Origin of the sequence: Enterobacter cloacae complex sp. S3 (assembly GCF_014930495.1) — a bacterium.
In the GTDB taxonomy this organism is placed as follows: domain Bacteria; phylum Pseudomonadota; class Gammaproteobacteria; order Enterobacterales; family Enterobacteriaceae; genus Enterobacter; species Enterobacter asburiae_B.
Genome location: NZ_JADBRD010000001.1, coordinates 1 through 22,791 on the forward strand (window position 1 = coordinate 1; position 22,791 = coordinate 22,791).

The window sequence follows — 22,791 nt, forward strand, 5'->3', positions numbered from 1 at the left end:
CGCGGAGAATACTGATGATCTGTTCGTCGGAAAAACGCTTCTTCATGGGGATGTCCTCATGTGGCTTATGAAGACATTACTAACATCGGGGTGTACTAATCAACGGGGAGCAGGTCAATATTGCTTGCGGCCATAGGGCTCGTTTGACCACAGATCGTATCCCCACTCCTTCAAGCTAAACGGTGGGTTGGCAACAACACAATCGAAGGTTTCTAAACGATCACTTTTTAAAAACTTAGGTTCGCGTAACGTATCCCCCCGAACAATATCGAAGTCTTCCTGACCGTGGAGGAACAGGTTCATCCGTGCAATAGCTTCCGTCGTCAGGTTTTTTTCCTGACCTTTGATTTTTAGCAAGCGCGGATCGCCACCGTTTTCTTTTACGTGGTGAATCGTCTCAAGCAACATACCGCCTGTGCCACAGGCTGGATCGTAAACACTCTCACCCGCTTTTGGATCGAGAATGTTAACCATCAAACGAACGATTGTACGTGGGGTGTAGAACTCACCAGCTTTTTTGTTAGCTTTGTCTGCAAAACGTTTAATCAGATACTCATATGCACGGCCCATGACATCATCACGGACACTTGCTACACCCAGATTCACCTTATTGAAGTGATTAAGTAGCGTAGCCAGTAACTCATCTGAAAGGCGTTCTTTATTGGTCCAACTGGCATCGCCAAAAATGCCATGCAGTTTAGGGTTTGCCAGTTCTATACCACGGAAGGAGTCTTTTAAGGCCTGACCAATGTCTTTGGTCTCAGCGAAAACATCACGCCAGTGGCAATTCTCTGGTATCTGAATGCGGTGAAACATCTTCCCCTTGGCAAGCTCTGCATCCCCAACCTTCTCCATCGCATCGGCAAATTCTTCGTCATATACATCACAAATGCGCTTGAAGAATAGGATTGGGAATATGTACGTTTTGTAATCTGACGCATCAATAGGCCCAGTGATAATATGGGCTGCATGCCAAAGATGGGCCTCGAGGTCTTTTAGATTAATCAGTGTCATTGTTTTCTCTTTTCGATTCTGCGACGCCGGAATCTTGTACAACAAAACATCTATGCCGTAGTTGAAAAGCAATCTTTTACTTCAGTCTTCGTCGTTAGACTTTCGGAAGCATTTTTTGAAAGCATAGTGCTATGGAGTTAACATCTGAGCCGGTAGGTTAGTATCGTAAGAATTATTACGCCCATAAACCAGCCTTTTTAACATCAGGCGTGATTAGTGTCGTTGTGCATGATTATAGTTATAACTTCATCATGACAGCGCCAGCATTGTGAGTGGGAATAGCAATTTTTCACGAATTTCAGACACAAAAAAAGCCGCCCTTAAGCGACTTTCATTTGCATCTTTTGGTGCCGAAGGCCGGACTCGAACCGGCACGTATTTCTACGGTTGATTTTGAATCAACTGCGTCTACCGATTTCGCCACTTCGGCACTGAAGGGGATGCGGAAACGTTGTGGATTATACCTGTCGCGCGCCGCCATGCAAGCGACGACGCGCTAAATCCGCGCTAAGTGCCCAAAAAACCAGCGCCCTTCGTCAGTCCAGCTCAGACACCGCCAGACGAATCACACCCGCCGCCTTCTGCTCCGGCAGCGCCAGCACCTTCACCCACATCTCCTGCACCATATCGCAGGAGAGCTTCTCTTTGCCCGCCGCCTTCTCCGGCATCTGCAGCAGCTGGATGTCCTCGCCGTACTTATCGGCAAGCGCCTTCATAATCGGCCGCACGTCCTCGACAGCCGCCTCGCGTTCGGCCGGGGTCACGGTGTGGCGGTTTTTGCCGTAGGCCGCGCGCATCATGTCGGCGTCGGCCTGCATGCGCCGCGCCATCAGGTCTTTATCCAGCATGCGCATCGGGTTCACGCCGCCCTTCACCGTCGGGTAGAGGAAGCGGAAGCAGGCGTCGTCGCTCACCTTCTGAATGGCGGCGGTCTGCTCCATGTTGATGGTCATGTAGTTCACCACGTTGGCGTCCGGGGCGTTTTGCAGGCGCGACATCTGCAGATGCAGGATCTGCGGCTGGATGGTGTCGATAATCTGCTGCTCCGGCTCGCCCGCTTTTTGCAGGGCGGCCATCTGGTCGAGGATGCGCTGATGCAGCGCGGGCTCCTGCTCCTTAATCACCTGCCAGGCGGGCATCGCGTTAAGGGCGGAATCCGTCTGCCGTTCCGGAGCGCGCTGCCTGTCAAAGAACACCCAGAACGCCACGGCGGCGGCCACCACAACAACCATCACGGTACGGGTCCACGTTTTATTCATCTCGCATCCTTATCCTTGAGTTGTGCCGGTTTATACCGGCACGCCGCTGTGGAAGCGAAACTCGTTGTCCGGTGTCGAGATAAGTGTGGCTTCAATTTCGCCAAAATGCTGTATGCGCGGTGAGATATCGTCGTCGCTCACCTGCTGGGCCAGCGTCAGGTAGTCCTGATAATGCCGCGCTTCCGAGCGCAGCAGCGAGAGATAGAACTTCTGCAGGTCGTCGTCGAGGAACGGGGCCAGCGCGGCGAAGCGTTCGCACGAGCGGGCTTCGATGTAGGCGCCGCAGATGAGCTTGTCGATCAGCGTCAGCGGTTCGTGGGTGCGCACTTCCTTCAGCATCCCTTTGGCGTAGCGGCTGGCGGTAATTTTGACGTACGGAATGTCGCGGGACTGCATCGCCTCGCGCACCTGCCAGAAGTGGTGCAGCTCCTCTTTAATCAGCAGCACCATGCTGTCGATGAGCGCCTGGCCCCACGGGTCGTCGGTTTTGGGCATCACGCTTTTGCCAATCTGCTTATGCAGGGCGATGAAGTCCGGCTCCGGGCCGTCGCGGAAGGTGAACTGTTCGTAGGGCTTGAGCCAGTCGAGCAGCGCGTCGGCACCGCTTTCGTCGGCGACGTATTTACGCACCAGCAGCAGCGCGGTCTGGGCGGCCTTGAGCTCGCACACCATGTGGTCGGTGAGCAGCAGCGGCAGGTTCGCCGGGTCGCGGGCTTTATCAATCCATGCTTGCGGGGTCGGGCACTGGAGGAAGTTGAGTACGGGGGCGAGTATCTGCGGGTAATCCATGGTTCTGCCTTGAAAAAGCGGTGGCGCGCGCCACCGCCTGAAACGCTTAGTGACGCACGCCGTCGTCGTCTTCGTCGACGTAATCTTCGTCGTCGCCTTCTTCGCCGTCTTCACCGTTCGGATCTTCGAAGTAGGTTCCCCAGCCGTCGTATTCCACTTCAAACTTCTCGGCCAGGTTCATCAGCTGTTCTACCTGCGCGTCGATCAGCTCCGCCTTCAGCGCGCCTTCGCTCAGGATGTCGCAGCAGATGACGGTGTCGCCCTCTTCCACTTCCAGCTCTTCCGGCTCGGTCACTTCGTAACCCAGCTTGAAGGCTTCCACGGCCAGTTTTTCCAGCGCGTCGAAATCATCCGCAGAGAAATGGTGCTCGATGGTGTACAGCGCGTCCGGATCGCTACCGTCTTCCAGCAGTTCTTCAATAATCAGACGCGTCTCTTCGCGTTGCTCTTCCAGGTGTTCCGGGTTTGCCATGGCTCAATCCTCTTTAAAGTGCGGCAGATACTTCTATTTTCACACACGGACGGGTTTGCCTCCACCTTTGTAAGAAAGAATTGTGAAACGGGGTTGCAAATGAATAATTACACATATAAAGTGAATTTTAATTCAATAAGTGGCGTTCGCCATGCGAGGATAAAATGTCCGATTTATACAAAAAACACTTTCTGAAACTGCTCGACTTTACCCCTGCACAGTTCACTTCTCTGCTGACTCTTGCCGCACAGCTCAAAGCCGATAAAAAAAATGGCAAGGAAGTACAAAAGCTTACTGGTAAAAACATCGCGCTCATCTTCGAAAAAGACTCGACCCGTACACGTTGCTCTTTCGAAGTTGCCGCATTTGACCAAGGCGCGCGCGTTACCTATTTAGGGCCGAGCGGCAGCCAGATTGGGCATAAAGAGTCAATTAAGGACACCGCGCGGGTTCTCGGGCGGATGTATGACGGCATTCAGTATCGCGGCCACGGCCAGGAAGTGGTCGAAACGCTGGCGCAGTATGCGGGCGTGCCGGTGTGGAATGGGCTGACCAACGAGTTCCATCCAACCCAGCTGCTGGCGGACCTGCTGACCATGCAGGAGCACCTGCCGGGCAAGGCGTTTAACGAGATGACGCTGGTCTACGCGGGCGATGCGCGCAACAACATGGGCAACTCGATGCTGGAAGCGGCGGCGCTGACCGGGCTGGATCTGCGCCTGGTGGCTCCGAAAGCCTGCTGGCCGGAAGCGAGCCTGGTGGCGGAGTGCAGCGCGCTGGCGGAGAAGCACGGCGGGAAGATCACGCTGACGGAAGACGTGGCGGCGGGCGTGAAGGGCGCGGACTTTATCTACACCGACGTCTGGGTGTCGATGGGCGAAGCCAAAGAGAAGTGGGCGGAGCGGATCGCGCTGCTGCGCGGGTATCAGGTGAACGCGCAGATGATGGCGCTGACCGGCAACCCGAACGTGAAGTTCCTGCACTGTCTGCCGGCGTTCCATGACGACCAGACCACGCTCGGCAAGCAGATGGCGAAAGAGTTCGACCTGCACGGCGGGATGGAAGTGACGGACGAGGTGTTTGAGTCGGCGGCGAGCATCGTGTTCGACCAGGCGGAAAACCGGATGCATACGATTAAGGCGGTGATGGTGGCGACGCTTGGGGAGTGAGCCTCTCTCTTACCTTGAGATGGTGATTATCTGCTGAATTATTTTTCAGCAGATAATCATTTCCAGTTTACGCGCAAAAAAATCATTTTACTGACGCATCTTCAGATAAGCATCAACCATAATATGTATTTATAATTTTATTAACCATTATTTATTAGATTGATGATGGTTAATATTAGATCATTATCAATTACATACCATTGTAAATATCCGGTGTAATGTTTCCTTATTACTACGTTTCGTTAATAAAATAAGGATTATTTTATGTCATGGAATAAGCATGAAGCTGTGTCATATGCCCGCAGCCACGCACATCATAACAGTACGGGTTACTGCGCTCGCGCCGTCGCTGCAGCTATTCGTGCCGGAGGTTTGAAAATTGATGGTGCTGATGCAAAAAACTTCTGGCGCTCTCTTGAGAAGGCAGGATTCAGCAAGGTGTACGGCACACCCATTGAGGGTGATGTCGCAGTAATTGACGCATTACCAGGTGCGCATCAGAATGGGCATGCATGTATCTACGACGGATCGGGTACCTGGTATTCAGATTTTAAACAGAACAGCCTTTATCCCGGCCAGACATATCGTAAGATACAGCCAAAAATTACCCTTTACAGGCACTACTGATATGAAAAATATCTTACTGCTTCTCTTCATATTTTCTTTCTCTGTAATGGCTGGCCACTCTGACCCGATTGAGCGTGCTGTAAAATTTAACAGCTGGTACGTTAATCAAATCAACAAAGATGCATTTCCCATTACTGATGGAAACGAAATAGATAAATATGTCACAGCATCAACAATGAAAAAACTCCGTCATACGCAGGATCCGCGTTATGCCGACAAAGAGTTTTACGAAGCCGATATGTTTTTAAAAGCGCAATACGTTGGCGATGACTGGCCCCAGAATGTAACAGCCATAGCCGGGGATACCGATCCAGTTTGCGTCAACGTATACATTGCATTTGGCAAAAAGCAGGAGCACGTAGTCATAGACTGCATGGTTAAAGAAAACAACTTATGGAAGGTACAGTCAGTTTCTAATGCGGATTTTTCAAGAAATCTGGCTATCTCTAAATGAGCCAAACAAAGTTCTTATCACTCTAGTGGTTCAGTGCGCCTTTCTTGCCGGGTGGCGCTGCGCTTACCCGGCCTGCTTTGTGCAACGATATCAATAATCGTAGGCCCGGTAAGCGCAGCGCCACCGGGCAAATCAAGCACCGATACGGCCCTCTCCCTGTGGGAGAGGGAGTAAACCCGATTAGCTAATCAGCATCTTCACAACAACCTTGCGCACCTTCGCAGGCGTCCCCACCGCGCACAGCGGCTTGTGCACTTCGCCCGGCCAGAACACCACAAAATCCCCTTCGCTCAGCACCACGGTTTTCTCCTGCTCGCCTTCCGGCAGGAACGCGATGTCTTTGTCCGCCAGCCAGTCGGTGTCCGGCGTACCGTGCGGCAGGGTGCTGAACGTCATTCCTTCCTGCCCCTTCATCACGATCTGGATATCCAGATAGCGCGCGTGGTACTCGGCGCGGCGCTCGGCGAACGGCTGAGTCATATCTTCCGAGACCAGATAAAACAGGCTGCTGCCGTTGATGTCGTGCTTGCCGAGCGGCGTAGCGTCGGTGACGTGGGCTTTAACGTGCTCAATGGCCTGGCGCAGCGCGTCAGGCAGCCAGGGCTGCAGATGGTGGATGTTGCCGATAATCATGTGAAATCCCTCTACGTAAAACAACGTTTCATTTTTATCTTTTATACGAGAGTTAAGACTGCCATACCAGCCCTTTTTCGAAGAGGTTTGCGCGAGCGCATGTTTATCGGGAAAGGTGTTAACCCACTGTTAATCCTGTCCAGGCAATTATGCAGGGGTTATGCATAACCTCGATCAGCGCTTGTCGGACGGCTGTTCTAACCTCTTGATCATGCTCTCTAATTAACAAAACCCGTTGCCGCCTCACACTTTACTGTTTTGATAATTTGCTCTAAAAAACCATAATTATTTATTGATTTTTCTTAAGTCAAAAGAAGTTAATTACGTTAATTGCATAGCAATTCTTGCTCATGATATTTATCATTTAAAATCAGCCACATAACGATATATTTCAAAACATTAAAATCTACAAAATAATAACAATCTCAAATAATGCCACCGAATCCTGCTTAGCTATTCACCCCTCAATAATATGAAATTAATCATTATCTGATACGAATCATGCAAATGAAAACAAACCCCTTAATATCCGGTTTCGCGTGAGCGATATCACAATACGGATTATTTAACTGCCTAGTATGAATCACGAAATCAATTGAGCTTAGCCGCCATGAAATTAAACACATCACATGGCGCATGCCCTTTTTATTCTGAAAAACAGTTAAAGGAATAATTATGGAAAAGCATTACGTCGGTTCTGAAATTGGTCAATTGCGTAGCGTTATGCTGCATCGTCCTAATTTAAGTCTGAAACGTTTAACGCCATCAAACTGTCAGGAGTTGCTTTTCGATGACGTGCTCTCGGTTGAGCGGGCGGGTGAGGAGCATGACATCTTCGCCAACACGCTGCGCGAGCAGGGTGTGGAAGTCCTGCTGTTGACCGACCTTCTGACACAAACCCTTGATATTGCAGAAGCGAAAGCCTGGCTTCTGGATACCCAAATCTCTGACTATCGCCTCGGCCCGACCTTTGCCGGCGACGTCCGCGGCTGGCTGGCGGATATGCCGCACCGCGAACTGGCGCGCAGATTAAGCGGCGGATTAACCTACGGCGAAATTCCGGCGGCCATTAAAAATATGGTGGTGGATACCCACACGGCGAATGATTTTATTATGAAGCCGCTGCCGAACCATTTATTTACCCGCGATACCTCGTGCTGGATTTATAACGGCGTCTCTATTAACCCCATGGCGAAACCGGCCCGTCAGCGTGAAACGAATAACCTGCGGGCAATATATCGCTGGCATCCGGCGTTTGCCGACGGCGATTTTATTAAGTATTTCGGCGACGAGAATATTAATTACGACCACGCCACGCTAGAAGGCGGCGACGTACTGGTGATTGGCCGCGGGGCGGTATTAATCGGCATGTCCGAGCGCACGACGCCGCAGGGCGTGGAGTTCCTCGCCAACAGCCTGTTCAAACACCGTCAGGCCGAGCGCGTGATCGCCGTTGAGCTGCCAAAACACCGCTCCTGCATGCACCTCGACACCGTCATGACCCACATCGACGTGGACACCTTCTCCGTCTACCCGGAAGTGGTGCGCAAGGACGCCCAGTGCTGGACGCTCACCCCGGACGGACGCGGCGGCCTGCTGCGCACCCAGGAAACCGACCTGCTGCACGCCATCGAGAAAGCGCTCGGCATTAACCAGGTGCGCCTGATCACCACCGGCGGCGACGCCTTTGAAGCCGAACGCGAGCAGTGGAACGACGCCAACAACGTGCTGACCATCCGCCCGGGCGTGGTAATTGGCTACGAGCGCAACGTCTGGACCAACGAGAAGTACGACAAAGCGGGCATCACCGTGCTGCCTATCCCGGGCGATGAGCTCGGACGCGGCCGCGGCGGCGCGCGCTGCATGAGCTGCCCGCTGGAACGTGACGGAATTTAAAGGAGCCATCATGGAACGAAAACCCACTCTGGTTGTGGCCCTGGGCGGCAACGCGCTGCTCAAGCGCGGCGAGCCGCTGGAAGCCGAAATCCAGCGCCAGAACATCGAGCAGGCCGCGCGCACCATCGCCGGATTAACAGAACAGTGGCGCGTGGTGCTGGTGCACGGCAACGGGCCGCAGGTCGGGCTGCTGGCGCTGCAGAACAGCGCCTACGACAAAGTCACACCCTACCCGCTGGACGTTCTCGGCGCCGAAAGCCAGGGAATGATCGGCTACATGCTCCAGCAGGCGCTGAAAAACAATCTGCCGCAGCGCGAGGTGAGCGTCCTGCTCACGCAGGTGGAAGTGGACGCCGCCGACCCGGCCTTCAGCAACCCGACCAAATACATCGGCCCGGTGTACAGCGAAGCCCAGGCGAAAGCGCTCGCTGCGGAAAAAGGCTGGGTGTTCAAGGCCGACGGCAGCTACGTCCGCCGCGTGGTGCCGTCACCGCAGCCGAAGCGCATCGTCGAGAGCGACGCCATCACGGCGCTGATCCAGCGCGATCACCTGGTGATCTGCAACGGCGGCGGCGGCGTGCCGGTAGTGGAGAACGCCAACGGCTATCGCGGCATTGAGGCGGTGATCGACAAAGACCTCTCCGCCGCCCTGCTGGCGCGCCAGATCGAGGCCGACGCCCTGCTGATCCTGACTGATGCCGACGCGGTGTACCTCGACTGGGGCAAGCCGACCCAGCGCCCGCTGGCGCAGGTGACGCCGGAGCTGCTCAGAGGCATGCAGTTCGACGCCGGATCGATGGGGCCGAAAGTGGCCGCCTGCCGCGAGTTTGTTGAGGCCTGCAACGGCATTGCCGGGATCGGCGCGCTGGCCGACGGCGCGGAGATCCTGGCGGGCGAGAAAGGCACGTTGATTCGTAACTGAGTCGTTTTCCCCTCACCCTAACCCTCTCCCTAAGGGAGAGGGGACGATTACACCCTCTCCCCGTGGGAGAGGGCCGGGGTGAGGGCATCAGACAGCTAATTTTTAAAAGGATTTCCCACATGACCATCAACCTGAAAAACCGCAACTTCCTGAAACTGCTGGACTACACCCCGGCGGAGATCCAGTACCTGATCGACCTCGCCATCGAGCTGAAAGCGGCCAAAAAAGCCGGACGTGAAAAGCAAACCCTGGTCGGGAAAAACATCGCCCTGATTTTTGAAAAAACCTCCACCCGCACCCGCTGCGCCTTTGAAGTGGGCGCGTTCGACCAGGGCGCGCAGGTCACCTATCTCGGCCCAAGCGGCTCGCAGATCGGCCATAAAGAGTCGATGAAAGACACCGCCCGCGTGCTGGGCCGCATGTATGACGGCATCGAATACCGCGGCTACGGCCAGGCCATCGTCGAAGAGCTGGGCGAATACGCGGGCGTGCCGGTGTGGAACGGCCTGACCGACGAGTTCCACCCAACGCAGATCCTCGCCGACCTGATGACCATGCTGGAGCACGCGCCGGGCAAAACCCTGCCGGAGCTGAGCTTTGCCTACCTGGGCGACGCGCGCAACAACATGGGCAACTCGCTGATGGTCGGCGCGGCCAAGATGGGGATGGATATCCGCCTCGTCGCACCGAAATCCTTCTGGCCGGAAGCCGGGCTGGTTGAGCAGTGCCGCGCCATCGCGAAAGAGACGGGCGCGCGCATCACCCTCACCGACGACGTGGAAGAAGGCGTGCAGGGGACCGATTTCCTCTACACCGACGTGTGGGTCTCCATGGGCGAGCCGAAGGAGGCCTGGGCCGAGCGCGTCAGCCTGATGAAGCCGTATCAAATCAACGCGGACGTGATGAAGGCCACCGGCAACCCGAACGTCAAGTTTATGCACTGCCTGCCGGCGTTCCACAACGAACACACCAAAGTGGGCCGCGAGATCGAGATGGCCTACGGCCTGAAGGGGCTGGAGGTGACGGAAGAGGTCTTCGAATCACCGAACTCCATCGTCTTCGACGAAGCAGAGAACCGCATGCACACCATTAAAGCGGTCATGGTGGCGACACTCGGCGACTAATCACCGCCCGGCGCGCCGCGGGGTGCGCCGGGTTTAAGGAGAACATCATGGGCAAGTTTAAGTTTCCCTCCGCTTACACCATTCTCTTTTTCCTGATTGCCGTTGTGGCGGCGCTGAGCTGGGTCGTCCCCGCCGGTCAGTACCAGATGGCGATGAACGAAACCCTCGGTAAAGAAGTCCCGATTGCCGGAACGTACGCGCACGTGGCGGCACATCCGCAGGGGCTGGTTTCCGTCCTGATGGCGCCCATCGCCGGGCTGTACGATCCGGTCTCCGGCCAGGCCGGGGCAATCGACGTCGCGCTGTTTATCCTGATCATCGGCGGTTTTCTCGGGATCGTCACCAAAACCGGGGCGATTGACGCCGGGATCGAACGCGTCACTACGCGGCTGCGCGGGCGCGAGGAGTGGATGATCCCGATCCTGATGGCGCTGTTTGCCGCAGGCGGCACGATTTACGGCATGGCCGAAGAGTCGCTGCCGTTCTACACCCTGCTGGTACCGGTGATGCTGGCCGCCCGGTTCGATCCGGTTGTCGCCGCGTCCACCGTGCTGCTCGGGGCGGGGATCGGCACGCTCGGCTCTACCATTAACCCGTTTGCCACGGTGATCGCCGCCAACGCCGCCGGGATCCCCTTCACTAACGGCATCGCCCTGCGCGTGGCGCTGCTGGTCATCGGCTGGGTCATCTGCGTGGCGTGGGTGATGCGTTACGCCCGTAAGGTGCGCCAGGATCCGTCGCTGTCGATCGTCGCAGACAAACAGGAAGAGAACCGCGCCCATTTCCTCGGCGACAAGGGCGAACAGTCGCTGGAATTTACCCCGGTGCGCAAAATCATCCTGGTGATTTTCGCCCTCGCCTTCGCGGTGATGATCTACGGCGTGGCGGTGCTGGGCTGGTGGATGGCGGAGATCTCGGCGGTGTTTCTCGCCAGCGCGATTATCGTCGGCCTGATTGCCCGCATGAGCGAAGAGGAGCTGACGTCGACGTTTATCAACGGCGCGCGAGATTTGCTGGGCGTCGCGCTGATTATCGGCATCGCGCGCGGTATCGTAGTCATCATGGATAAGGGCATGATTACCCACACCATTTTGCACAGCGCGGAAGGGCTGGTCAGCGGGTTGTCCACGGTAGCGTTTATCAACGTGATGTACTGGCTGGAGGTCGTGCTGTCGTTTCTTGTGCCTTCTTCATCCGGCCTGGCCGTTCTGACGATGCCGATCATGGCGCCGCTTGCCGATTTCGCTAACGTCAACCGCGACCTGGTTGTGACGGCTTACCAGTCGGCCTCCGGCATCGTTAACCTCGTCACGCCCACTTCTGCCGTCGTGATGGGCGGGCTGGCTATCGCCCGCGTGCCCTACGTGCGCTATCTGAAATGGGTGGCGCCGCTGCTGGGCATTTTAACGGTGGTGATTATGGTGGCGTTAAGTCTGGGTGCCTTGTTGTGATTTGCCGGATGGCGCTGCGCTTATCCGGCCTACGGATCGGTGCGGTGCCACCGGTTATTTCAGGAACTGATATGGGAACTATGATGGATTACGAAGAGTACTCTCCCAAAGAGCAACTACAGCTGACGGTCTGCCAGCGCCTGATCGCAGAAAAGAGCTATCTCTCTCAGGAGGAGATCCGCCGGGATTTGCAGGAGCGTGGTTTTGAGACCATCAGCCAGTCCACCGTTTCACGTCTGCTTAAATTGCTCGGCGTCATAAAAATTCGAAATGCCAAAGGGCTAAAGATTTATTCGCTGAATCCCCAGCTGCGCCCTGCCCCCGACGCCGCGCGTACCGTGTCCGAAATGGTGGTCAGCGTCGAGCACAATAGCGAGTTTATCCTTGTTCATACCGTCGCCGGATATGGCCGCGCGGTGGCGCGTATTCTGGATTATCACCAGCTGCCGGAAATTTTAGGCGTGGTGGCCGGCAGCAGTATCGTCTGGGTCGCTCCCCGGGTCGTGAAGCGCACCGCACTGGTGCATAAGCAAATTAATTATTTACTCAGAACGCATTAATATTCATAAAGAACCGTTTGCATTGAGTAAAGCGTGCATTAAATCGCTTGATCCGAAAAGCGAGCTGCGTATAATGCCCGACAATTTGCCGGGAGGAAGCATGGTCAAGCGTGTACGACATAACGTCTTACCGCGTCTGAAATCAGACGCTGGCCTGCCGTTTTTCTTCCCGTTGCTAAACCTATTCCCAGAGCCCCTCATTTGAGGGGCTTTTTTTTGCCCGGCGTCAGGAGATAAACATGAATCCGCTTTATCAAAAACACATCATTTCCATAAACGACCTCAGCCGCGAAGAGCTGGAACTGGTTCTGGAAACCGCGGCAAAACTGAAGGCCAATCCGCAACCGGAGCTGCTGAAGCACAAGGTGATTGCGAGCTGCTTCTTCGAAGCCTCGACCCGCACCCGCCTCTCCTTTGAAACCTCCATGCACCGCCTGGGCGCGAGCGTGGTGGGCTTCTCGGACAGCAGCAACACGTCGCTGGGTAAAAAAGGCGAGACCCTGGCGGATACCATTTCAGTGATCAGCACCTACGTCGACGCGATTGTGATGCGTCATCCGCAGGAGGGCGCGGCGCGCCTGGCGACCGAATTTTCCGGCGGCATTCCGGTGCTGAACGCCGGTGACGGTGCCAACCAGCACCCGACGCAGACCCTGCTGGATCTGTTCACCATTCAGGAGACGCAGGGCAAGCTCGAGAACCTGAATATCGCCATGGTCGGCGACCTGAAATATGGCCGCACCGTCCACTCCCTGACCCAGGCGCTGGCGAAATTTAACGGCAACCGCTTCTTCTTCATCGCCCCGGACGCGCTGGCGATGCCGCAGTACATTCTCGACATGCTGGACGAAAAAGGCATTCAGTGGAGCCTGCACGCCAGCATCGAAGAGGTGATGAGCCACGTGGATATTCTCTACATGACCCGCGTGCAAAAAGAGCGTCTGGATCCGTCCGAATACGCCAACGTGAAGGCACAGTTCGTGCTGCGCGCCACCGACCTCGAGGGCGCGCGCGACAACATGAAGGTGCTGCATCCGCTGCCGCGCATCGATGAGATCACCACAGACGTGGATAAGACGCCGCACGCCTGGTACTTCCAGCAGGCCGGAAACGGCATCTTCGCCCGCCAGGCGTTACTGGCACTGGTTCTGAATCGCGAATTGGCACTGTAAGGGGAAACGACCATGACACACGATAACAAACTCCAGGTTGAAGCCATCAAGCGCGGCACCGTGATTGACCATATCCCTGCGCAGGTGGGCTTTAAGCTGCTGACGCTGTTCAAACTGACCGAAACCGACCAGCGCATCACCATCGGCCTGAACCTGCCGTCGGGCGAGATGGGCCGCAAGGACCTGATCAAAATCGAGAACACCTTCCTGACCGACGAGCAGGTCAACCAGCTGTCGCTGTACGCACCGGACGCCACCGTCAACCGCATCGACGAGTATGAAGTGGTCGGCAAATCCCGTCCGAGCCTGCCGGATCGCATTGAAAGCGTGCTGGTCTGCCCGAACAGCAACTGCATCAGTCATGCTGAGCCGGTTTCTTCCAGCTTTGCAGTGAAAAAACGCGCCGATGACATCGCGCTCAAATGCAAATACTGCGAAAAAGAGTTTTCTCATTATGTGGTGCTGGCCAACTAATTGAGGTTGGTAATGAAATCCCGGCTGTTATAATGGCCGGGAACATTCTTAACGCTGTAATTCTGGAGAAAACATGAGCAAAGTACTCGCGACGGAAAATGCACCAGCGGCTATCGGCCCTTACGTTCAGGGCGTTGATCTGGGTAGCATGATCATCACTTCCGGTCAGATCCCGGTGAACCCAAAAACCGGCGCGGTGCCGGAAGACGTCGCGGCACAGGCCCGTCAGTCGCTGGAAAACGTGCAGGCTATCGTTGAATCTGCCGGTCTGAAAGTGGGCGATATCGTGAAAACCACCGTTTTCGTGAAAGATCTGAACGATTTCGCGACCGTTAACGCCACTTACGAAGCGTTCTTCACCGAGCACAACGCCACCTTCCCGGCGCGCTCCTGCGTGGAAGTGGCCCGTCTGCCAAAAGACGTGAAAATTGAAATCGAAGCGATTGCAGTACGTCGCTAATTCGCTTTGGCGATAAAAAAAGGCAGCCCAGGCTGCCTTTTTTGTTGCTTGCTACTGATTCCGCGTCGCCCTGAGCAGCGTCTCCAGCGGATAGACCGCCGCAATCACCACCTCGTCCTGAACCTTCGCCGCGTTATCCAGCTCGCTCTGAATCGAGGCTATCTCTTTATCATCCAGCGTGCCCTGGCGCGCTACCAGATCCGTCAGCCTCAGGCCAATGGAGGCCAGCTTATCCACCTCCTGGATCACCGGCTTCATGGCCTTCAGCTGATAGCTGTTTTCGCTTAGCGCCAGCGCGTCGCTGGTGTTGCTCTGCCAGCGGTTAAAGACGTGGCGCAGCGCGTCGGCGCTTTCCGCATCTTCCGCATCGCTCACCAGGCGGTCCGCCCATTTGTTCATCTGCCGCACGGTGGCGCTTTCGGCGTTCAGCGCATCGGCGAAGCGGTTGAGCGGTTCGAACTGATGATAATTTCCCGCCTGGAACTTCAGGTGCTGGCGGGTGTAATACTGCGCGGGCTCTACCGCCTGAGCGAGGATCTGCAGCGGCAGCGTGTCGGCATTACCGGCAAGGCGCGTGAACTGCACCTGCTGCTGGGTATGCTGCTGCAGCCCGACCGACACCGTCGACCAGCTGTCCATCGCCTGCAGGCGGGTGTACATGTTGTCGACGTCGTTGACGTCCTGCGCGGACCACAGCCGTTCCGCCACCGCGAAGGTGCGCGGCCACAGGCGGATATCCAGCACCGGCGCCACCACGTTTTCCGCCCACAGCGCGGCTTCCCCGCCGAGCAGGTTGGCCTGATTCGCCACGTCCGGCACGACCGGCGGAATGCCTTTCGGCACCGCGTCCAGACGCGTGCCGCTGATTGGGTAACGCGTATTCCCCACCAGGAAATAGCCGGTGAGCTTGTCGTTATCAACGGAAACCACCGGGCGCGTCTCGCCCATCCACGTGTCGACGGTGAAGGTCACCTGGCTGTCATCGCGCCATTCAATATCCTGCACCGCGCGGCGGGATTTCCCGGCAAAATCAATAAATCCGCGCCAGCCTGCGTCCCCTTTCACCAGCGTGAAGCTCCCCTCCACCGGCTTGCCCTTCAGGCGCGGCATGGAGAAGGCCCAGCTCTGGACGCTGTCGGTGTCTGCAATCACATCCACGCCGTTCAGCCCCTGCGGGACAATTTCGTTGCGGTAGTGATAGGCGGTGGACTGGGGCTGGTCGAGATAGAAACCGGTGGAAAGAATGCCCTTGTAGCCGTTCTGCGCCACCTGCCCCAGCGCGTCCTGCCCCTGCCAGGACTGGATCAGAATGCTTTTCGGCAGGTCGGGATGGTAGATCTCGTCCCAGCCGACCATCTGCCGGTGATGCTTCTCAAGGATCGTTTCCAGCCTGCGGTTGAAATACGCCTGCAGCGCGTGGCTGTCCGCCAGCCTGTTGTCGCGCATGAAGTTCTGGATCGCGGCATTCGCTTTCCACTGGCTGTCGTCCACCTCATCGCCGCCGATATGCAGATACGGATCGGGGAAGATCGCCGCCAGTTCGCTGACCATCGCGTCAGCAAAGGCGTAGGTTGCCTCTTTGGTGGGATCTAACACCGGCTTCAGCACGCCCCAGTGGCGCTCCATGGCGTACGGCCCCGGGGCGCTCATCAGCTCCGGGTAGGCTACGGCAATCGCCGAGGCGTGGCCCGGCATGTCGATCTCCGGCACCACGCGGATACCGCGTTCGGCGGCGTAACGCACCACCTCGCGCATCTGTTCCGGCGTGTAGTACAGCCCGTCGCTGGCAAGCTGCGTCAGCTTAGGGTAGCGCTTCGAGCTGAAGCGCCAGCCCTGGTCGTCGGTCAGGTGCCAGTGCAGGACATTGAGCTTCGCCGCGGCCATGCCGTCGATCTGGCGCTTGATATCCGGCAGCGGAATAAAATGACGCGCCGAGTCGAGCAGCAGCCCGCGCCACGGGAAGCGCGGCGAATCTTCAATGGTGACCCACGGCAGCGAGGTGTTTTCCGCCCCGTTCTGCATCAGCTGGAGCAGCGTTTCCATGGCGCGCAGCGCGCCGAAGCGGGTGTTGGCGGAGATATCGACGCCGTTGGCATCCACCGTGAGCCTATAGCTTTCATCGCTTTCCGGCAGCGGCAGCGGCTTGACCTTTTTGGCAATCGCGATACGGATGGTCGGCTTTTCAGGCTTTTCAGGCTTTTCAGGCTTTTCAGGCTTGTCGGCCTGGGGCTGCAGCGTCCAGCCGGTTTGCAGGGCAATGCGCTGGCGCAGGCGGTTGACGGCGTCACCGAGATCGTCCCCGCTGACGCTAATGGATACGTTGTTGCTGAGCACCAGCGCGCCCTGGGTCGTCGGGCGTTCGACCTTCGCAGGCCAGGGCATCAAAGGGAGATCGCCTGCCGGGGCGGCAAACGCAGAGGCGCCGAGCATCAGCCCGGCGGTTAAGAGGCTGTACCGTAACATGAATGTTCCTTATCTGACGGGCCAAATAAAGGCAAAACATTCTGTTAACATGCGCTCAATTTGTCGTCAAGCGAATGCGCCGACGGAGATCACAGGTTGTTGAATTTGGGAGGAAAGCCAGCCCCCTCACCCCAAAGGAGCGAGGGTGAAAGGCGACACCGAGCGGTCCCCTCTCCCTTTCAGGGAGAGGGTTAGGGTGAGGGTAAAAAATTACTGCCACCCGTACCGACGCGCATAGAATCCTTTCACCATCTGCGTCAGCACCATGTAGCCCGCGAGGATAGCCACCAGCCACGGGAAGTAGCTCAGCGGCAGCGCCTGCAGCTGCAGGTAGCCTGCCAGCGGCGAGAACGGCAGCGCGATGCCGAGCGCCATCACAATGCCCGTCATTACAATCAGCGGCCACGCGGCGCGGCTCTGGATGAACGGAATGCGGCGGGTGCGGATCATGTGCACAATCAGCGTCTGCGACAGCAGGCCTACCACGAACCAGCCGGACTGGAACAGCGTCTGGTGTTCCGGGGTGTTGGCGTGGAACACAAACCACATCAGGCAGAACGTCAGAATGTCGAAGATGGAGCTGATCGGCCCAAAGAACAGCATAAAACGCCCCAGATCCGCCGGGTTCCAGTGCTGCGGCTTCTGGATCTGCTCGTCGTCGACGTTATCAAACGGGATCGCTACCTGAGACACGTCGTACATCAGGTTCTGGATCAGCAGGTGCAGCGGCAGCATCGGCAGGAACGGCAGAAACGCGCTCGCCACCAGCACGCTGAAGACGTTACCGAAGTTGGAGCTGGCGGTCATTTTGATGTACTTGAGCATATTGGCGAAGGTGCGGCGCCCTTCGATCACGCCCTCCTCCAGCACCATCAGGCTCTTTTCCAGCAGAATAATATCCGCCGCCTCGCGGGCGATATCCACCGCCCCATCGACGGAGATACCGATGTCCGCCGCACGCAGCGCGGGCGCGTCGTTGATGCCGTCGCCCATAAAGCCCACCACGTGCCCTTCACGCTTAAGCAGGGTGACGATGCGCTCTTTGTGCATCGGCGTCAGGCGGGCAAACAGCGTGGTACGCTGGGCAAGCTTCGCCAGCTCGTCGTCGGACAGGTGCTCAATATCGCTTCCCACCACCACGTCGCCCGCGTCCAGCCCCACTTCATGGCACACTTTGGCCGCCACCAGCTCGCTGTCGCCGGTGAGAATTTTGACGGTAATACCGCTCGCCTTCAGCGCTTTCAGCGCCGGCGCGGTGGTCTCTTTCGGCGGATCGAGGAAGGCGATGTAGCCCTCGAGGATTAGATCGGATTCGTCGATACGCTGATAGTCCCCCTCGCGCGCGGGCAGGAACTTGCTCGCGACCGCCACCACGCGCAGCCCCTGACGGTTCAGGTTGTCGGTGACGCGCTTGATGCGGCGCAGCATGGTGTCGTCCAGCGGCACGATGTCGCCGTTATAGCGAACCTGCGTCGACACGTTGAGGATCTCCTGCAGCGCCCCTTTACAGATCAGCTGATGCACGTCCGTCTGCTCGCTCACCACCACCGACATGCGGCGGCGCTCGAAGTCGAACGGGATCTCATCCACCTTCTGCCAGCGGCCGGAGAGCGTGCGGGCGGATTCCTCGTCCACCCCTTCCAGCACCGCGACGTCGAGCAGGTTTTTCAGCCCGGTCTGGTAATGACTGTTCAGCCACGCGCTGTGCAGGACGCGCTCGCTGGTTTTGCCGGAGATATCGGTGTGGTTCTCCAGCACGATTTTGTCCTGCGTCAGGGTGCCGGTTTTATCGGTGCAGAGGATGTCCATCGCGCCAAAGTTTTGAATGGCGTCGAGGTGTTTAACGATTACTTTCTGTTTAGAGAGCTTCACCGCCCCGCGCGCCAGCGTGGAGGTGACGATCATCGGCAGCATTTCCGGCGTCAGGCCAACGGCCACGGAGAGCGCAAACAGGGCCGCTTCCCACCAGTCGCCTTTGGTGTAGCCGTTGATCAGCAGCACGATCGGCGTCATCACCATCATAAAGCGGATCAGCAGCATGCTGACGCGGCCAATCCCTTTCTGGAAGGCGTTCGGCTCGCTCTCCTGCTCGCTGACGCGCCCGGCAAGCTGACCAAACCAGGTGTCGCCCCCGGTGGCGGTGACAATCGCCTGCGCGGTGCCGCTGACCACCGTGGTGCCCATAAAGCACAGGGTGTCGCATTCAAGCGGGTTCATCTGCTGCGGGTCGCGGCTGCGCGCTACCTTTTCAACGGGCAGGGATTCCCCGGTCAGGGAGGCCTGAGCGACGAACAGATCGCGCGCCTGGATAATGCGTAAATCCGCCGGGATCATGTCCCCCGCGGCCAGCTTCACCAGATCGCCCGGCACCAGCTGGTCGATAGGCAGCTCCACCCAGGCGTTTTCGCCGAGATCGTTAATCACGCGCGAGACGGTCGCGGTGTTGCTGACCATCGCCTTCAGGGCGTCCGCCGCTTTGGTGGAGCGGGCTTCCTGAATAAAGTTCAGCAGCGTGGAGATGCCCACCATCAGGGCAATGACGCCTGCGGCAAACAGATCTTCCGTCGCGTAAGAGATGAGGCCGAGTACGGTCAACAGCAGGTTGAACGGGTTGCGGTAGCAGAGCCACAGGTGCACCCACCACGGAGACGGCTTCTGCGCCGGGATTTGGTTATCGCCGTGCACGGCGCGGATTTTTTCCACTTCGGCCGCGTTTAGCCCTTCCGGGTGTCCGCCGAACGCGCGCCAGACTTCGTTTTCATCCATCGCCGCCGCGTTCAGGCAGCGTTCGGTCAGGGATGCGGGGATCGCCGCCCCCGCCATGTTTTTGGCGTTTGGCAGCGGGTCGCGCTGAACAAGACGGTGTGGCAGGTGGCGGCTCAGCAGGGCCTGCAGCTGCCGGGTGATATTTTTAAACATAGGCATTCCTCCGCATCCGCAGGGGCGGACGCAGCATTTCCTTCAGGCGTGGCAAGGCCGTACCTGAGAGGCACTCAATTTTTCAAGCAGGAACGTTTAAGACGCTACTGCCTCACGCCGGTGAGACAGCAACAAGGCTGGCTTACCGGAAAGAACGTTTTCTCCCGCTCAGGAGAGGTGTGGGATCGGGATCCATGAAGCCTCCGGTAAGTAAAAAAACAGGGTGTCGCTGCGCAGTATAAGGATTTAAGCGTACCCTTTATGACGATTCGGGCGGTATTATACCCCCCTGCAAATAAACCGAACGTAAACCAGACTTTGCCCATAGCGAAATCGCGCTATAGCATTAGGCTCAATTCACTACATCGTCGTTGTTACAGGGAATACAGCATGCAGAACCGCCTTACGATTAAAGACATCGCGCGTTTAAGCGGCGTGGGGAAATCGACCGTCTCACGCGTGCTGAACAACGAAAGCGGCGTCAGCGAACGCACCCGCGAGCGCGTTGAGGCGGTCATGAATCAGCACGGTTTTTCCCCTTCCCGCTCCGCGCGCGCCATGCGCGGGCAGAGTGACAAAGTCGTCGCCATCATTGTTTCTCGTCTGGACTCTCTGTCTGAAAATCTCGCCGTGCAGACCATGCTGCCCGCCTTCTATGAGCAGGGGTATGATCCGATCATGATGGAGAGCCAGTTCTCTGTGCAGCTTGTTGAAGAGCATCTGGGGATGCTCCAGCGGCGCAACATTGATGGCGTGGTGCTGTTCGGTTTTACCGGCATTAAGGACGAGATGCTGAAACCCTGGCAGCCTTCGCTGGTGCTGCTGGCGCGCGATGCACACGGTTTTGCCTCCGTCTGCTATGACGACGAGGGCGCGATCATTACCCTGATGCAGCGCCTGTTTGACGAGGGCCATCGTCACATCAGCTTCCTCGGCGTCCCGCACGCGGACGTCACCACCGGCAAGCGTCGCCATGAGGCGTATCTGGCCTTTTGCAAAAAGCACAACCTCTCCGCCGTGGCCTCCCTGCCGGGGCTGGGCATGAAGCAGGGCTACGAGCAGGTCGCCAGCGTTCTGACGCCGCAGACCACGGCGCTGGTGTGCGCCACGGATACCCTGGCGCTGGGTGCCAGCAAATATCTGCAGGAGCAGCGTATCGATAACCTGCAGGTGGCGAGCGTCGGCAGCACGCCGCTGATGAAGTTCCTGCACCCGGAGATCATCACCGTCGATCCGGGCTACGCCGAGTCCGGCAGACAGGCCGCCGCGCAGCTGATCGAGCAGATAAACGGGCGTTCAGAGCCTCGTCAGATCGTCATTCCCGCTCACCTTTCGTAACCCCTCTAAAACAGATTATTGTGATCTTCGCCTGATTTCGGGAACGTTCCCATTTTCGCCGTCACGCTGAAGGAGTAGGCTTGCGCTCAGGTCATTACACCCCCTCACCATCTGTCATGAGGTTTCATGATGAGTAAAGTCAAACAAGCAGATATCGATCGGCTGATCGTCCTGGTCGGCGGACGCGAAAACATCGCCACCGTCAGCCATTGCATTACCCGCCTGCGCTTCGTGCTGAACGATCCGGCCAAAGCCAACCCGAAGGCCATTGAAGAACTTTCCATGGTCAAAGGCTGCTTCACCAACGCCGGGCAGTTCCAGGTCGTTATTGGTACCGAAGTGGGCGATTACTATCAGGCTCTGCTGGCGACAACCGGGCACTCTTCTGCCGATAAAGAGCAGGCGAAGAAGGCCGCGCGCCAGAATATGAAGTGGCACGAGCAGCTGATTTCCCACTTCGCGGAAATTTTCTTCCCGCTGCTGCCCGCGCTGATCAGCGGGGGCTTAATCTTAGGCTTCCGTAACGTCATCGGCGATGTGCCGATGAGCGACGGCAAAACCCTGGCGCAGATGTATCCGGCGCTGAAAACCGTTTACGATTTCCTGTGGCTGATTGGCGAGGCGATCTTCTTCTATCTGCCGGTCGGGATTTGCTGGTCCGCGGTGCGCAAGATGGGCGGCACGCCGATTCTCGGTATCGTGCTGGGCGTCACGCTGGTCTCTCCACAGTTAATGAACGCTTACTTACTTGGTCAGCAGGTGCCTGAGGTGTGGAACTTCGGCCTGTTTACTATCGCCAAAGTGGGCTATCAGGCGCAGGTCATTCCGGCCCTGCTGGCGGGTCTGGCGCTGGGCTTTATTGAAACGCGCCTGAAGCGCATCGTGCCGGATTATCTCTATCTGGTGGTGGTGCCGGTCTGCTCGCTGATCCTGGCGGTGTTCCTGGCGCACGCCTTTATCGGTCCGTTTGGCCGGATGATCGGCGACGGCGTGGCCTTCGCGGTGCGTCACCTGATGACCGGCAGCTTCGCGCCTATTGGAGCCGCGCTGTTTGGCTTCCTGTACGCCCCGCTGGTGATCACCGGCGTGCACCAGACCACGCTGGCCATTGATATGCAGATGATCCAGAGCCTCGGCGGCACGCCGGTCTGGCCGATTATCGCCCTGTCTAACATTGCACAGGCGTCGGCGGTCACTGGCATCATCATCGTCAGCCGCAAGCACAACGAGCGTGAGATCTCCGTTCCGGCAGCCATCTCTGCTTACCTCGGCGTCACAGAACCGGCGATGTACGGTATCAACCTGAAATACCGCTTCCCGATGCTCTGCGCGATGATCGGTTCCGGTCTGGCGGGCCTGGTGTGTGGTCTGAACGGCGTGATGGCGAACGGGATTGGCGTCGGCGGCCTGCCGGGCATTCTCTCCATCCAGCCGGCTTACTGGCAGGTGTTTGCCCTGGCGATGGCCATCGCGATTATCGTCCCTATGGCGCTCACCACCGTGGTTTACCAGCGTAAGTTCCGTCAGGGCTCGCTGCAGATTGTTTAACTTCTTCTTTCGGGGCGCAGATGCGCCCCTTCGCATTTGCAGGAACG

At 57.4% G+C, this 22,791-nt stretch carries 21 protein-coding genes, 1 tRNA gene and 2 pseudogenes; 15 read left to right on the forward strand and 9 right to left on the reverse strand.

The genetic code is table 11. The features are described 5' to 3' along the window. Positions 1–117: 117 nt before the first annotated feature. From IM317_RS00005 to rraB, 5 genes and pseudogenes are all read right to left on the reverse strand, one after another. A pseudogene (locus IM317_RS00005) lies at positions 118–1,014 on the reverse strand (N-6 DNA methylase); the annotation flags it as partial. A gap of 345 nt (positions 1,015–1,359) precedes the next feature. After that, positions 1,360–1,444, reverse strand: a tRNA-Leu gene (locus tag IM317_RS00010). Positions 1,445–1,550: 106 nt separating this feature from the next. Beyond that, on the reverse strand, positions 1,551–2,273 hold the full coding sequence (locus IM317_RS00015; RefSeq protein ID WP_033144512.1) for a hypothetical protein: 723 nt from the start codon (positions 2,271–2,273) through the stop codon (positions 1,551–1,553). Between the two features lie 30 nt (positions 2,274–2,303). After that, positions 2,304–3,062 carry a tRNA isopentenyl-2-thiomethyl-A-37 hydroxylase MiaE gene (gene miaE / locus IM317_RS00020; RefSeq protein WP_033144511.1) on the reverse strand — a complete coding sequence of 253 codons (759 nt, stop codon included), beginning with the start codon at positions 3,060–3,062 and terminating at the stop codon, positions 2,304–2,306. Positions 3,063–3,108: 46 nt separating this feature from the next. Beyond that, positions 3,109–3,534, reverse strand: a complete 426-nt coding sequence (gene rraB / locus IM317_RS00025) for a ribonuclease E inhibitor RraB (RefSeq protein ID WP_029739283.1) — start codon at positions 3,532–3,534, stop codon at positions 3,109–3,111. 99 nt (positions 3,535–3,633) lie between these two features. On the opposite strand from rraB, the gene argL reads away from it, so the two are divergent. From argL to IM317_RS00040, 4 genes are all read left to right on the forward strand, one after another. Then, positions 3,634–3,729: a putative translational regulatory protein ArgL gene (argL, locus tag IM317_RS23855; protein WP_211180486.1), complete on the forward strand. Its 96-nt coding sequence runs from the start codon at positions 3,634–3,636 to the stop codon at positions 3,727–3,729. Beyond that, positions 3,699–4,703, forward strand: a complete 1,005-nt coding sequence (gene argF, locus IM317_RS00030; RefSeq protein ID WP_033144510.1) for an ornithine carbamoyltransferase — start codon at positions 3,699–3,701, stop codon at positions 4,701–4,703. Before argL ends, argF (IM317_RS00030) begins: the two co-directional genes overlap by 31 nt. Positions 4,704–4,967: 264 nt before the next feature. Next, entirely contained in the window at positions 4,968–5,330 is a 363-nt protein-coding gene (locus tag IM317_RS00035; RefSeq protein ID WP_033144509.1) for a hypothetical protein, read from the forward strand. Position 5,331: 1 nt separating this feature from the next. Next, a complete protein-coding gene (locus IM317_RS00040; RefSeq protein ID WP_033144508.1) occupies positions 5,332–5,784 on the forward strand; it encodes a DUF3828 domain-containing protein in 453 nt (150 codons plus the stop codon). A 180-nt stretch (positions 5,785–5,964) separates the two neighbouring features. Here IM317_RS00040 and IM317_RS00045 read toward each other — a convergent pair whose 3' ends face one another. Continuing rightward, a complete protein-coding gene (locus IM317_RS00045) occupies positions 5,965–6,417 on the reverse strand; it encodes a YhcH/YjgK/YiaL family protein (RefSeq protein WP_033144507.1) in 453 nt (150 codons plus the stop codon). A gap of 675 nt (positions 6,418–7,092) precedes the next feature. Between IM317_RS00045 and arcA the strand changes: the two genes are divergently transcribed. From arcA to IM317_RS00070, 5 genes are all read left to right on the forward strand, one after another. Further along, entirely contained in the window at positions 7,093–8,313 is a 1,221-nt protein-coding gene (gene arcA, locus IM317_RS00050; RefSeq protein ID WP_029739276.1) for an arginine deiminase, read from the forward strand. Positions 8,314–8,323: 10 nt separating this feature from the next. Beyond that, a complete protein-coding gene (gene arcC / locus IM317_RS00055; protein WP_033144506.1) occupies positions 8,324–9,235 on the forward strand; it encodes a carbamate kinase in 912 nt (303 codons plus the stop codon). Between the two features lie 119 nt (positions 9,236–9,354). Further along, the gene (gene argF / locus IM317_RS00060; protein WP_032647051.1) at positions 9,355–10,359 is read left to right on the forward strand and encodes an ornithine carbamoyltransferase; all 1,005 of its coding nucleotides are present in this window, start codon (positions 9,355–9,357) and stop codon (positions 10,357–10,359) included. 47 nt (positions 10,360–10,406) lie between these two features. Then, positions 10,407–11,810, forward strand: a complete 1,404-nt coding sequence (locus IM317_RS00065; protein WP_033144505.1) for a YfcC family protein — start codon at positions 10,407–10,409, stop codon at positions 11,808–11,810. Between the two features lie 80 nt (positions 11,811–11,890). After that, the gene (locus IM317_RS00070) at positions 11,891–12,370 is read left to right on the forward strand and encodes an arginine repressor (protein WP_029739272.1); all 480 of its coding nucleotides are present in this window, start codon (positions 11,891–11,893) and stop codon (positions 12,368–12,370) included. Positions 12,371–12,373: 3 nt separating this feature from the next. Here IM317_RS00070 and IM317_RS00075 read toward each other — a convergent pair. Then, positions 12,374–12,491, reverse strand: a pseudogene (locus IM317_RS00075) (hypothetical protein). Between IM317_RS00075 and IM317_RS00080 the strand changes: the two are divergent. From IM317_RS00080 to ridA, 4 genes are all read left to right on the forward strand, one after another. After that, a complete protein-coding gene (locus IM317_RS00080) occupies positions 12,471–12,575 on the forward strand; it encodes a pyrBI operon leader peptide (RefSeq protein WP_022646880.1) in 105 nt (34 codons plus the stop codon). The pseudogene IM317_RS00075 and the gene IM317_RS00080 sit on opposite strands and share 21 nt — an antisense overlap. Positions 12,576–12,609: 34 nt before the next feature. Further along, positions 12,610–13,542, forward strand: a complete 933-nt coding sequence (gene pyrB, locus IM317_RS00085) for an aspartate carbamoyltransferase (protein ID WP_033144504.1) — start codon at positions 12,610–12,612, stop codon at positions 13,540–13,542. A 12-nt stretch (positions 13,543–13,554) separates the two neighbouring features. After that, positions 13,555–14,016: an aspartate carbamoyltransferase regulatory subunit gene (gene pyrI / locus IM317_RS00090; RefSeq protein ID WP_023310197.1), complete on the forward strand. Its 462-nt coding sequence runs from the start codon at positions 13,555–13,557 to the stop codon at positions 14,014–14,016. Positions 14,017–14,089: 73 nt separating this feature from the next. Beyond that, positions 14,090–14,476, forward strand: a complete 387-nt coding sequence (gene ridA / locus IM317_RS00095) for a 2-iminobutanoate/2-iminopropanoate deaminase (protein WP_008501391.1) — start codon at positions 14,090–14,092, stop codon at positions 14,474–14,476. A 51-nt stretch (positions 14,477–14,527) separates the two neighbouring features. On the opposite strand, the gene IM317_RS00100 is transcribed toward ridA, so the two are convergent. Both IM317_RS00100 and mgtA read right to left on the reverse strand, forming a co-directional pair. Then, complete coding sequence (locus IM317_RS00100; RefSeq protein WP_033144503.1) at positions 14,528–16,939, reverse strand: beta-N-acetylhexosaminidase; 2,412 nt, start codon at positions 16,937–16,939, stop codon at positions 14,528–14,530. A gap of 210 nt (positions 16,940–17,149) precedes the next feature. Then, positions 17,150–19,858, reverse strand: coding sequence for a magnesium-translocating P-type ATPase (gene mgtA, locus IM317_RS00105; RefSeq protein ID WP_033144502.1), 2,709 nt, complete (start codon positions 19,856–19,858; stop codon positions 17,150–17,152). 390 nt (positions 19,859–20,248) lie between these two features. Here mgtA and treR point away from each other — a divergent pair, with 390 nt between their 5' ends. Then, positions 20,249–21,196, forward strand: a complete 948-nt coding sequence (gene treR, locus IM317_RS00110; RefSeq protein WP_023310194.1) for a trehalose operon repressor TreR — start codon at positions 20,249–20,251, stop codon at positions 21,194–21,196. A gap of 129 nt (positions 21,197–21,325) precedes the next feature. Next, the gene (gene treB / locus IM317_RS00115; protein ID WP_029739268.1) at positions 21,326–22,744 is read left to right on the forward strand and encodes a PTS trehalose transporter subunit IIBC; all 1,419 of its coding nucleotides are present in this window, start codon (positions 21,326–21,328) and stop codon (positions 22,742–22,744) included. Positions 22,745–22,791: the final 47 nt, after the last annotated feature.